We start from the raw sequence: 12,695 nt of genomic DNA on the forward strand, positions 1-12,695 counted from the left end.
CGGCGGGATCGCCGCGCGGCTGCCGCCGCCGTCCTTGCGCGAGGAGGCGCGCTTGAACTCCTCGCGGATCGGCCATTTGGCCTTCTCGGCGGCGACCTGGACGCATTCGATCAACGCGGTGTTCTTGGCCTCGCGGCGATGCGCCTTCATGTCGCCGTCGCGATAGGCGTTGAGGATGCGGAACTCCATCGGGTCCATGCCGACGAGATGCGCGAGCTTGTCCATCTGGCACTCGATCGCGAAATCCATCGCGGTGACGCCGAAGCCGCGCATCGCGGTCGCGGGCGTGCGGTTGGTGAAGACGCAATAGACGTCGCCATAGACATTGGGGATCGTGTAGGGTCCCGGCAGATGCGCGGCGCATTTGACGGCGGCGTAGCTCGACAGCCGCGTATAGGCGCCGCTGTCGAAAAAAGCGCGGATCTTGCGCGCTACGATCCGTCCGTCGCGCATGACGCCGTCCTTGATGTAGATGCGCTCGGCCCCGCGCGGCGGGCCATATTGCATTTCTTCCTCGCGCCCGAACAAATAGCGCACCGGACGTCCCGTCAGCATCGCGCCGAGGATAGAAAGCGGCTCGGTGAGCGTATCGACCTTGCCGCCAAAGCCGCCGCCGACGGTGCCGCCGATGAAATGGAACGTGTTCGAGGGCACGTCGAGAATCTTCGCGCAGGTGTCGAGCGAGAAGAACAGCGCTTGGGTCGAGGTGTAGACGATGTAGCGGCCGTTGGTGTCGGGCGCAGCGATCGAGCCGTTGGTCTCGGTCGGCGCGTGCTCGATCGGCGACATCTGGTAGCGCTGCTCCAGCACATGGTCGGCCGCGGCGAGGCCGCGCTCGACATCACCGAAGCGCAGCTTCTGGTGATCGTAGACATCGTGATAGATGAACGCGTTCTTCGGATAGGTCTCGTTGACAACAGGCGCGCCGGGTTTCAGCGCGTCCTCGACGTCGAACACGGCGGGCAGCGGCTCGTAGTCGATCCTGACCTTCGCCATCGCCTCATAGGCTTCGCGCGGGCTGTCGGCAACGATGGCGACGATCGGCTCGCCCTTGTAGCGCACTTTCTCGACCGCGAGCGACGGCTCGTCGTCCTTGCCGAAATTGATCAGGCTGAGCAGGGTGTTGAGGTTGCGTGGCACGTCGCTGCCGCGGATGATCCGGCGCACGCCCGCGGAGCGCTCGGCCTCGCTGGTGTCGATGCGGCGCAGCCACGCATGGGCATGCGTGCTGCGAACCACCTTCAGGTGCAGCATGCCCTGCAGCTTGTGGTCGTCGAAATAGGTCGAGGTGCCCGTGACATGCCCGAGCATGTCCTGCCGCTGCGTGCCTTTGCCGATTTCCTTCAGATTGTCGTCGCGCTCGTCGGCGAAGAGATCCTTGCGCAATTCCAGCATGGCTTAAGTCCTTCAAGCGCGGGCCCGGCCGGTGGAGGCGGCGGCTAGCACGGCATTGATGATGGGTTCGTAGCCGGTGCAGCGGCAGATATTGCCCGAGATCGCCTCGACGACCTCCGCGCGGCTCGGCTGCGGGTTGCGGTCAAGCAATGCCTTGGCGGCCATCAGCATGCCCGGCGTGCAGTAGCCGCACTGGGCGGCAAAGTTGTCGGCAAAGGCGCGCTGCAGCGGATGCAGGTTCGGGCCGTCCTTGATGCCGTCAAGCGTCTCGACCGAACGGCCGGCGACCGTCTCGGCCAGCGTCAGGCAGGAGAGATGCAATTCGCCGTCGATCAGGACGCTGCAGGCGCCGCAGCCGCCCTGGCCGCAGCCGAATTTCGGCGTCATGTCGCCGATCAATTCGCGCAGCGCGACCAGAAGATTGGTGCCGCCATCGACGAAGATCGCGACGTCGCGGCCGTTGTGTCGGAATTGCAGGGCGGTCTTGGCCATCGTGATCCTCTTGGTGATCCTATTCCTGACCGGACAGCAGACGTCTCAAGTGAACGCCGACGATCTCGCGCCGGTACCAGCCGGAGGCGAGCGCATTGTCGGCGGGCGAGGTGCCCTCGACCGCGGCTGCGGCGGCGGCACCCATCGTCGCAGCGTCGAGCGTGCGTCCTTCCAGCGCCCGCTCGGCGGCACGGGCGCGAATTGGCGTCGGCGCCATCGAGCCGAGCGCGATGCGCGCGCCGGCGATGCGGCCGTTGCTGACAGGCAGATGCGCGGCGAGCGCGATCACGGCGCCGCCCTTCGGCTTGATGCGGGCGATCTTGCGATAGCGGAATGCGTCCGCGGTCGCGGGCTTCTGAAAGGAAACCGCGAGCACGAGCGTGCCGGTCTGCCGGTCGCGCGTCTGTAGGAATTCCTCGATCGGCACGTCGCGGCTGCCAAGGCCGCCCTGCACGGAAATCATGGCGTCGAGCGCGAGTAGCGCGACGGTAAAGTCGCCATATGGATCTGTGGCAAACAGATTGCCGCCGACCGTGCCCATGTTGCGCACCGCCGGCCCTCCGATCGAGCGAGCGGCTGCGTGCAGGAAGGCGAGATCGCGCTCGGCGAGGATGCGGGCAAAGGTGACGCCCGCACCGATCGTGACGCGGGAACCGGTCGCATCGATCCGCGTCAGCGCATGGTCGCTGGCGCGCACGATGGTGGAGATCGAGATGTCGCCTTCGTTCAGCGCGCGCATCACCAGCGTGCCGCCGCCGAGATAGCGCGCGCTGCGGTCGGATGACAGCACAGCGGCGGCCTCGCCGGTTGAGGCAAAGGTCCTTACAGTGACGGTCATGGGCGTTCCTCCGCGCTCATGCAGCCTCCTTCAGATGCCGGCGAATGGCCTCGAAGCCGGCCTGATAGATCTGCTCGGACACCATCTGCGTGATGTCGACGCTGTCCTCGGGCCGCGTGGTGAAGCGCGATTCCCAATGCCAGAAGGTGCGGTCGCCGTCGGTGACGGGCAGCAGGCGGACGTGCGCGACATAGTTGAACATCGGGATCGGCGTATCGAGCAGGCAATAGCTGAAGGACTGTTCAAGGTCGGACAGCGCCAGCAATTGCTCGCGCAGTTCCGCGCCGTCTTTGAGCTTGAAGCGCCTGACGCAGCCGATCTTGTCGGAGCTGTGTGCACGCTCGATCGTGCTGGTCGCAACCGCCGGATGCCAGCGGTCGTGCCCGTTGAAATCGCGGAGCACGCCCCACACCGCGTCGGTCGGCGCATCGATGATCGTGCTCTTGACGATATGCGGCACGCTAGCCTCCGAACGCGCGCTTGAGGGCGTCGAAGCCGCCCTGGAACACGCCGCCGCCGATATTGCCCACGAGCTCGGCCTCCCGCTCCGGCGCGCAGTCGAACTCGGCGGCCCATTCGAGAAACGTCTGGTCGCCGTCGGTCACCGGCGTCAGCCGCAGCGTCGCGACATAATTCTCCACGCCCATCGGCGACTCCAGGATGGAGTAGGTGCAGAACATGTCGTAGTCGGACAGGCCCAAGAGCTTCTCGCGGATGCGGTCGCCATTGCGCAGACGGAAATCACGCACGCATCCGATCTTGTCGGCGGGTTCGCCGCCTTCGATGCGGCTCTCGGCAATTGCCGGATGCCAGTTCGGCAGGCCATTGAAGTCGCGCACGCGGGCCCAGACGCGATCATTGCGGGCATTGACGACGGTGGAGACATAGACCCTGGCCATGGCGCGTGCTCACTCCTTCTTGCGCGGGGGGCGCGGCTCGCCTGTGGCGGGACTTGCGGGCGGCTTGGGTTCACCGCTCTTGCGGGTCGCGGACTCCTTGATGCCCTGCATGTCGCGCGCCTCGCGGATCAGGCCGGGCATCTTGGCAAGGCTGCCGCCCTCGACGCCGATGTCGGACAGGATAGAATCGATCAGCGGCGCCTGCACGCGGTAGCGCAGCGCGGAGTCGATCACCTCGTCGGTGGCGCTGCGGGAGGAGCCATTGCCGTGGCCGTTGCCGTTGAGGCCGTCGACCTGGAGGATGCGGATGCCCTCGATCTTCTCCATCGGCTTGACGCTCTCGCGCACGATGCCCTCGATGCGGTCGAGCAGCTTGCGGCGGAACAGCGAGTAGCGCGCCTGGTCGGTGAGCACGTTCTCGGCTTCGTTGAGCAGCCGCTGCGCTTCGGCCTCCACCGCGGCGCGCACGCGCTCGGCCTCGGCGGCGATCCGCGTCTCCTCGGCCTGTTTCTCTGCGAGCAGCACCTCCACCGTCTTGCGGCGGCGTGCGATCTCGCTCTCGCGTGCGGTGACGACGCGCTCGGCGGCCTCAGTCGCGCGCACCCGTGCGTCTTCCGCCGCCACTTTGGCCGCCGATTCCTCCAGCGACTTCTGATAGAGGGCAATCGCCTTGTCCATCAAGGCGGTCTCGACGTCCTTCTCGCGGTTGACTTCGAGCCGGCGCAGATCGCGCTCGCGGCCGACGCGGGCCTCGTCGAGGCCGCGATCGGAGGCGATGCGGGCGCGCTCGACCTCCTCGCGGGAGGCGATCTCGGCCTCCTGCAGCGACTGGACGCGGGCGACCTCGAGTTGCTCGATGGAACGGCGGCGTTCGAGCCGTGCTGCCTCCAGCGCCTGCTCGCGCGAGACGTCGGTAGTCTCAACTTCCTTGCGCGCCACGATTTCCGCCTGCCTGACCTGGCGGTCAGCATCGATGCGCTCGGAACGCTTCACCGACAGCGCGATCACGCGCTCCTCGTCGGCGATCTCGATCGTCTTCTTCTGGTCGATATTGAGCACCTCGCGTGTCCTGGATGAAGCGATGCGCTCGGATTCCAGCGCAAGTTCCACCCCGATCCGTTGGCGCTCGATCGCATCGCGTCGCTTGAGGTCGGCTGCCTCGATCGCTTGGGTCCGTTCGATTTCGAGGGCCCTCGTCTCGCGTTCGGCCTGGATGCGCTCGGCCGCAACAGCCTTCTCCTGCGCGATGCGTGCAGCCTCGATGGCTTCGCGCGAGGCGATGTCGGCTTCCTCGACGGCGCGGTTGCGCGCGATCTCCAGCGAGCGGATGCGTTCTTCCTGGGCGATACGAGAGGCCTCGGTCGTTTCGCGCGCGGCGATGCCGGCGACTTCCAGCGCCTGGTTGCGCTCGATCTCCAATTGCCGCGTATTCTGCTCGGCGGCGATTCTCTCGGCCGCAAGAGTGCGCTCGCGGGCGATGCGCGCTGCTTCCACTGCGCGCTGCGCCTCGATCTCTGCTTCCTGGATGGCGCGCACCTGCTGGATCTCCAGCGCGCGGGTGCGTTCGTCGGAGGCGATGCGCTCGACGTTGACGGTCATGGTCTGGCTGATGCGCGCCTTCTCGGTCGCCTCCTTCGCGGCGATCTCGGCTTCCTCGACCGTGCGCGTGCGCTCGATCTCGCGCCGCCGGGTCTCTTCCTCGTTGGCGATCCGGGCATCGGTGACGACGCGATCCTGCTGGATGCGCGCCTTCTCGATCGCTTCGCGTGCCGCGATCTCGGCTTCCTCCACCGTGCGCATACGCTCGATCTCGCGCTGGCGCACTTCGCGCTCGGAGGCGATCCGCGCGGTGTCGACCGAGCGCTGGTTGGCGATCCTGGCTTTCTCGATCTCCTCGCGGGCCAGCAGTTCCCGTTCCTCGACGGCACGGGTGCGCTCGATCTCCTTCTGTCGGGTCTCGCGTTCGGAGGCGATACGGGCTTCGGTGATCGCCTGCTCGTTGGCGATGCGCGCCTTCTCGATCGCCTCGCGCGCGGTGATCTGGGCTTGCTCCGCCTCGGTCTCGCGCAGTGCACGTTCGCGCGCCACTTCCGTGCGCTGCAGTGCGCGGCGCATCTCGATGTCGCGCTCCTGCTCCAGCCGCGCCGTCTCGCTCTCGCGCTCGATCTCGAGCGCCTGTCGTTCGGCCTCCAAATTGCGGGAGCGAATCTTGATCATCGAGTCCTGCTCGATGTCGTTGCGCAGCTTGCGCTTGGCCTCGATGTCTTCCATCAGGCGCGTGAGGCCCTCGGCGTCGAAGCGGTTCGAGGGATTGAAAAACTCGAGGTCGGTCTGGTCGAGGTCGGTGATCGCGACGGATTCGAGCTCAAGGCCGTTCTGGGCAAGCGCTTCGGCGGCGGCGGCCTTGACGCGGGCGACGTAGTCGCCGCGCTGCTCGTGCATCTGCTCCATCGTCATTTCCGAGGCGACTGAACGGATGGCGGAGACGAACTTGCCGGAGAGGAGCGTATGGAGCTGTTCCGGCTCCATGGTACGGCGGCCGAGCGTGGCTGCCGCGATCGAGACGGCTTCGCGGCTCGGCTGTACGCGGACGTAAAAATCCGCCTCGATATCGACGCGCATGCGGTCGCGGGTGATGACGGCGTCCTGCCTGGAGCGCACGATCCCCATCGGCAGCACGTTCATGTTGACCGGCGTATAGTCGTGGATGAAGGGCAGCACGAACGCGCCGCCATTGATCACGACGCGCTCGCCGAGGAAGCCGGTGCGGACGAAGGACACTTCCTTCGACGAGCGGTGGTACAGCCAGTTGACGATATAAACGATAACGACGATCGCGATGATCGCGATGATGAGCCAGAGGATCAATTCGCCGATCAGAATCCCTGACATCTTAACCTCCCTTGCTCGGCGCTAGCGGGCGCCGATCATCTTGAACTTGCGTACCTGATCCGTGAGCGCCCGCTCGACCGGCAGGCGCTCCATCGAGGAGGCGCCATAGAAGCCGTGGCATTTGCGGGTCTTCTTCATGATGAAATCGGCGTCGGCGGGGTCCGCGATCGGGCCGCCATGCGCGAGCATCAGGATGTGCGGATTGACGCTGAGCGCGGCCTCGGCCCAGGTATCGATGCGGGCCGGGCAGTCCTCGAGCCTGAGCGCGGTCTGCGCCCCGATCGAGCCGCCGGTGGTCAGGCCGAGATGGCAGACGACGATGTCAGCGCCTGCAATCGCCATCGCGGCCGCTTCGGTCTCGCTGAAGACGTAGGGCGTCGTCAGCATGTCCTTGTCATGTGCCTTCGCGATCATCTCGATCTCGAGCGCATAGGACATGCCGGTCTCCTCGAGATTGGCGCGGAATATGCCGTCGATCAGGCCGACGGTCGGAAAGTTCTGTATGCCGGAGAATCCGAGCGCCTTGAGCTGATCCAGGAACAGGTCCATGTCGCGGAACGGATCGGTACCGTTGACGCCGGCGAGCACCGGCGTGTTGGTCACGACCGGCAGCACTTCGCCCGCCATCTCCAGCACGATCGCATTGGCATCGCCATAAGGCATGAGGCCGGCGAGCGAGCCGCGGCCCGCCATGCGATAGCGTCCGGAATTGTAGATCACGATCAGGTCGACGCCGCCGGCCTCTTCGCACTTGGCCGAGAGCCCGGTGCCGGCGCCGCCGCCGACGATCGGCTCGCCCCTGGCCGCCATGTCGCGAAACCTCTTCAACAGCGCCGCGCGTTCAAACCTGGCCATGGGTCACCTCGCCACTCTCCGCCGTCCACCGGCGCGTCCGAGCAGAGGACGGAACGCGGCTACGATTGCAGCCGCAAATTCGGGATCGTTGATGTTGCGCCTGATGCGGATGAGCTGGCGGTTGCCGGTCTGGCGCACGGTCCTCTCCAGCGCCTGGAACAGCGCCGCATCGGCATCCGGGTCCCAGAACGGTTGACCTGCTGCATCGAGCGCGGAGACGCCGCCTTCAGGCAGGAAGAAGCGCACGGGACCATCCATCTGGTTCAGCCGTTCGCCGATCCAGCGGCCCATGCGTTCGTTCTCTTCCACTGTCGTCCGCATCAACGTGACCTGCGGGTTGTGGACGTGGAACTGGCGCTGGCGATAGCGCTCAGGGATGGTGTCGGGCGCACCGAAATTGACCATGTCGAGCGCGCCGACCGAGCCGACATAGGGCACGCGGCTGCGGATGATCGCCCCGAAGCGATCGTCGGTGGCCGGGAAGACGCCGCCCATCAGGAGATCGCAGATTTCGGTGGTGGTCAGATCAATGACGGCAGCGAGTTGGCCGGAATCGACGAGCTTTTCCATCGAGCGGCCGCCGACGCCGGTGGCGTGGAATACGAGACACTCGAAATCGTCCTTCAACTCGGCCGCGATCTTCTGCACGGCAGGCGTGGTCACGCCGAACATGGTGATGCCGACGGCGGGAAGGCCGCTGCCGGTCTCGCGCTGCCGGGCGCCGCGCTCGTCGAGACGTGCTTTCACCATGCCGACCAACGCATTCGCGCCGTTGGAGAGCACCGCGCGCGAGATCGAGTTGAGGCCTTGGACGTCGGTCACCGAATACATCATCATGATGTCGGCCGGCCCGACATAGGGGCCGACGTCGCCCGAGGCGACCGAAGAGATGATGATCTTGGGCACGCCGACGGGCAGGCTGCGCATGGCAGGCGCGACCAGCGAGGCGCCGCCGGAGCCGCCGGCCGAGATGATGCCGGCGACATTGCCCTGGCGGCGCAGCCATTTCGCGAAGGCATCCGCCATTGCGCTGACCGAAGCGCCGCGATCGGCGCCGAACACGCCGGGTCCGCCGCGACCATGATTCAGCGCGATCTCCTGGGCGGAGACATCGCAGGTCGTCTGCTTGCCGCTGGTGGAAACGTCGACCAGGCGGGAGCGCAGCCCGCTTGCCGCGATGATGTCGCGGATGAAGCGCAGTTCCGGTCCCTTGGTGTCGAGCGTGCCGACGACCAGCACGACCGGCGGGCCTGCGGTCTGCGCGGCAGCCGGTTCGCGCCGCCGCCGCGTGCTCTCTTCCAGCCGTGTTACGCCGGCCGAATGCGTTCGCGCGGCTGCCTCGATGCGGGCGATCGGCACCGGCTGCGACCAGCGTGTCGGCAGCGTCGGATTGGAGATGTAGATGCGGACCGGGCCCTTGGCGCGCGCGGGCTGCGAGGCGGCATCCGGCTCCGGCTTTGCAGGGCCCGCGTCGACATCGGCTGCAACATCGCCGTGGAGCCCGACGCCGAGCAGGCGCTGCTGCAGCTCGCGGTCGGCGGCAAGGCGCACGGAATCGATAATGCGGTTGATGCGTCCGTTGACCATGATGGCGACGTTTTTCGAAACCGCCGTTGCCACGCCGATGTTCTGCTCGATCACCAGCACCGACATGTCGCCGTCTTCGCCAAGCCGGATCAGCATCTCCTCGACCTGCGCGACGATCACCGGCGCCAAACCTTCGGTCGGCTCGTCCATGATCAACAGATGCGGGTTGGTGAGAAGCGCGCGCGAGATCGCGAGCATCTGCTGCTCGCCGCCGGAGAGCTGGCTGCCGCCATGCTCCTTGCGTTCGGCAAGGCGCGGGAAGGTGTCGTAGATGCGCTCGACCGTCCACGGGCCGCGGCGCATCCCGCCGGCGAGCTGCAGATGCTCGTCGACGCTGAGCGAGCGCCAGAGGCGCCTGCCTTGCGGCACATAGCCGACGCCAAGCCGCGCGATCCGGGCCGGGCTCATGTGCGTAACGTCCTCGCCGCGAACGCGCACGGAGCCGCCGCTGGCGCGCACCAGGCCCATGATGGTCTTGCATAGCGTGGTCTTGCCCATGCCGTTGCGGCCGACCACCGAGAACACGCCAGAATCCAGCGTCAGGTCGACGCCCTGCAGCGCATGCGAATGGCCGTAGTAGACGTCGAGGCCTCTGACCTCCAAAGCGGGCGCGGCGCGGCGGATCTCACTCATGTCCGCCTCCGAGATAAAGCTCCTGTACTTCAGGGTCGGATTCGATCTCGCGTGGCAGGCCCTCCTTGAAGACGCGGCCGTTGTGCATCATCGTGACGCTCTCGACGACGCGCAGCGCGACGTCCATGTCGTGCTCGATGATGATGTAGCCGATATGGGCGGGAAGGGAGGTCAGGATCTCGATCAGCTCGAGCCGCTCCGCCGGCGACAGGCCCGCCGCCGGCTCGTCGAACAGGATGAAGCGCGGCGCACCAGCAAGCGCGAGCGCGATTTCGAGTTGGCGCTGCTGGCCGTGGGCGAGTTCGGCGACGCGCTGGTCCTTTACCGGTGTCAGGTGCACCGCCTGCACCAGCGTTTCCGTCGCATGCATCAGCGCGTCGTTTGCTCCAGGACGCAGGAAGGAGAAGCGTCCGCGCGAGACGCCGCGGCAGGCGAGGTAGACATTGTCCTGCACGGTGAGGCCGGGGAACAGTGCCGATATCTGGTAGGTGCGGCGCAGGCCGCGGCGGATGCGCTCATAGGGCGGGAAGCGCGTGACGTCCTCGCCGAAGAAGCGGATGGTGCCGGAGGAGGGCAGGAAATCGCCGGTGATGCAGTTGAACAGCGTGGTCTTGCCGGCGCCGTTGGAGCCGAGCACCGCGCGCCGCTCGCCGGGCCGCACGGTCATCGTCACATCGGTCAGCGCGGCGAGCGCACCGAACAACCGCGTCACGCCGCGCAGCTCCAGCGCGGCGCCGGCACCAACCGCGGAGAGACGGTGTGCGACGCTATCCATGGCCGCGCCCCGCGGTGCTGCTTGGAGCGCGTGCGTGGCGGCTGCGCCAGCGCTCCCAGAGGCCGATCACGCCATCCGACGACCAAAATACGATCGCGAGGAAGCCGAGCCCGATCAGGAGCCGGAAGCGGTTGCCGTCGAGCCCGAACTTGATCAGGACGTCGAGCGCGAAGGTGCGCAGGATGACGAAGATCAACGCGCCGATGAAGGGGCCGACCGGCCGGGTGATGCCGCCGACCACGGCGATGATCAGGATGTCGATGCAGCGCTCGACGCCGACCGAGCCGGGCGAGATCTGCCGGTAGTTCCAAACCTGAAGCACGCCGCCGAGCCCGGCAATGAAGGATGCGAACGCATAGGCGGCGACACGGTGCGCGTTGACGTTGAAGCCGAGCGCCGCCATGCGGCGGGGATTGTCGCGCACGCCCCGCAGCGCCAGCCCGAACGGAGCGCGCGAGACGTACTGGACCGCGAAATAGCAGAGAGCGGCGACGCCGAGTATCAGGTAGTAGAAGGGAATATCGGAGCGCCAGTCGACGCTCCAGAACTGCGGCGTAGCGACGGTGTTGATGCCGGTATGGCCGTTGAAGATGGCCCAGTTCTGGTTGGTGAAGTAGTAGAAGGCCGCGCCGATCGCGAGCGTGATCATGATGGTGTAGATGCCCTCGGTGCGAACCGCGAGCGCGCCGCCGAGCGTGCCGAAGATCGTCGCGAGCACGAGCGCCATCGGCGTCGCCAGCCACCACGGCCAGCCGAGGCTGATATTGGCGTTGCCGCTGACGCCGAACACCGCGACCATGTAGCCGGCGAAGCCCGCGATGGTGAGCTGCATCAGGCTGACCATGCCGCCATAGCCGGCGAGGAACATCAGGCTGAGCGCGATGATGCCAAGGATCAGCGTCGTGCCGAAGATCTCGATCAGGAAGAAGCCGTTGGCGATCAACGGCATGATCACGAGGATCAGCGCGACCAGCCACGCGGCGGGATTGTTGAGCTCGGGCCAGGCGCGGAACTTCGGACGTTCCACCGCAGTCGCTGGTGCATGAAGCTGCGTCAACGACATGTCATCGCCTCGCGAGCAGGCCCTGCGGCCGCAGCGCCAGGACCACGACCATGATCAGGAAGGTCACGACGATGGCGTAGGTCGGGATGTAGACCGAGCCGAGCTGCTCGGCGAGGCCGATGATGACGGCGCCGAGCGCCGCGCCCGGGATCGATCCCATGCCGCCGACGATCACCACCACGAGCGAGGCGAGCAGGAAGCGCGTATCCTCGCCCGGCGAAATTGATTGAAATGTGCCGCCGACCACGCCGGCGATGCCGGCTAACCCCGCGCCAAGCGCGAACACCAGCACGAACACGGCCTGGATCTGCACGCCGGTCGCGGCCAGGATGTCGCGATCATCGACGCCCGCGCGCACGATCATGCCGATCCGCGTGCGGTTCAGCGCCAGCCACATCGCGATGCCGATGATGACGGAGGCGGCGAAGATCGCGAGCCGCACCATCGGATATTGCAGATAGACTGGCTCGCCGGAGGATTTGACCGCGGTGATGAACGGAAGCTGCACCGGGCCGATCAGCCAGCTCGGCGTCGGGATCTGGTAGAAGTCGCCGCCGAACACCCACAGCATCAAATCGGCGAACACGATCGCAAGCCCGATCGTCACCATGGTCTGGCGCAAATCCTGGCCCTCCATGCGGCGGAATACCAGGATCTGCAGGAGCACGCCGACGAGCGCGACCGCGAGGAAGGCGACGACGAAGCTCAGGATCCAGGAGCCGGTCCAGGCGCTGATGGCGTATCCGACATAGCCGCCGAAAAGGTAAAGCGAGCCGTGCGCCAAATTGACGTTGCGCATCAAGCCGAAGATCAGCGTGAAGCCGCTCGCCACCAGGAAATAAAGCCCGCCGAGCGTGATGCCGTTGAAGACGGCGTTGAGGAAGACCCGCTTGCGGCCGATCGCCTGCTCCAGGCCCGGCGGCCAGACCGCGAAGACCAGCCACAGCAGGAGCGCGATCGCGACGATCGCGATCAGCGCCCGTGCCGGATGGCGTTCGATGAACCGTGCCATCGACGTGCGTTCCCTCAAGGCCTCGCGATCGTCTTTGCGGATCGCGTTGTTTGCATCCTAGTGCGGGCCGAGGCGGCGGATTTGACCGGGAGTATCTTTTATCGGCGCTGACGATGGGGTCGAATTGCATCCGCAGGCGACGCTGCGCTCCCTCTCCCGCTTGCGGGAGAGGGCTGGGGTGAGGCTGTCTCCGCATTGGGACTCCCCGTGTGGAGAGAACCCTCACCCGGCGCTACGCGCCGACCTCTCCCGCA

11 protein-coding genes are annotated in these 12,695 nt (G+C 66.4%); all 11 read right to left on the reverse strand.

The features are described 5' to 3' along the window. Positions 1-1,395: xanthine dehydrogenase family protein molybdopterin-binding subunit (locus tag CWO89_RS31290; protein WP_130582370.1), on the reverse strand; the 1,395-nt coding region annotated here is incomplete at its 3' end. Positions 1,396-1,407: 12 nt separating this feature from the next. Next, entirely contained in the window at positions 1,408-1,887 is a 480-nt protein-coding gene (locus CWO89_RS31295; protein WP_130582371.1) for a (2Fe-2S)-binding protein, read from the reverse strand. A gap of 19 nt (positions 1,888-1,906) precedes the next feature. After that, positions 1,907-2,725, reverse strand: a complete 819-nt coding sequence (locus CWO89_RS31300; RefSeq protein WP_130582372.1) for an FAD binding domain-containing protein — start codon at positions 2,723-2,725, stop codon at positions 1,907-1,909. 16 nt (positions 2,726-2,741) lie between these two features. After that, the gene (locus CWO89_RS31305) at positions 2,742-3,185 is read right to left on the reverse strand and encodes an SRPBCC family protein (protein ID WP_130582373.1); all 444 of its coding nucleotides are present in this window, start codon (positions 3,183-3,185) and stop codon (positions 2,742-2,744) included. A 1-nt stretch (position 3,186) separates the two neighbouring features. Then, positions 3,187-3,624 carry an SRPBCC family protein gene (locus CWO89_RS31310; RefSeq protein WP_130582374.1) on the reverse strand — a complete coding sequence of 146 codons (438 nt, stop codon included), beginning with the start codon at positions 3,622-3,624 and terminating at the stop codon, positions 3,187-3,189. Between the two features lie 9 nt (positions 3,625-3,633). After that, positions 3,634-6,516 carry a flotillin family protein gene (locus tag CWO89_RS31315; protein ID WP_130582375.1) on the reverse strand — a complete coding sequence of 961 codons (2,883 nt, stop codon included), beginning with the start codon at positions 6,514-6,516 and terminating at the stop codon, positions 3,634-3,636. 21 nt (positions 6,517-6,537) lie between these two features. Then, positions 6,538-7,371, reverse strand: coding sequence for a phosphoenolpyruvate hydrolase family protein (locus tag CWO89_RS31320; RefSeq protein ID WP_130582376.1), 834 nt, complete (start codon positions 7,369-7,371; stop codon positions 6,538-6,540). A 3-nt stretch (positions 7,372-7,374) separates the two neighbouring features. Continuing rightward, complete coding sequence (locus CWO89_RS31325) at positions 7,375-9,591, reverse strand: ABC transporter permease (protein ID WP_130582377.1); 2,217 nt, start codon at positions 9,589-9,591, stop codon at positions 7,375-7,377. Then, positions 9,584-10,366, reverse strand: coding sequence for an ABC transporter ATP-binding protein (locus CWO89_RS31330; protein ID WP_130582378.1), 783 nt, complete (start codon positions 10,364-10,366; stop codon positions 9,584-9,586). Before CWO89_RS31330 ends, CWO89_RS31325 begins: the two co-directional genes overlap by 8 nt. Next, the gene (locus tag CWO89_RS31335; RefSeq protein ID WP_130582379.1) at positions 10,359-11,429 is read right to left on the reverse strand and encodes a branched-chain amino acid ABC transporter permease; all 1,071 of its coding nucleotides are present in this window, start codon (positions 11,427-11,429) and stop codon (positions 10,359-10,361) included. The genes CWO89_RS31330 and CWO89_RS31335 overlap by 8 nt, the downstream gene beginning before the upstream one ends. Before the next feature lies 1 nt (position 11,430). After that, the gene (locus CWO89_RS31340; RefSeq protein ID WP_130582380.1) at positions 11,431-12,441 is read right to left on the reverse strand and encodes a branched-chain amino acid ABC transporter permease; all 1,011 of its coding nucleotides are present in this window, start codon (positions 12,439-12,441) and stop codon (positions 11,431-11,433) included. Positions 12,442-12,695 lie beyond the last annotated feature (254 nt).

The organism is Bradyrhizobium sp. Leo170, assembly GCF_004296405.1.
Taxonomy (GTDB): Bacteria; Pseudomonadota; Alphaproteobacteria; order Rhizobiales; family Xanthobacteraceae; genus Bradyrhizobium.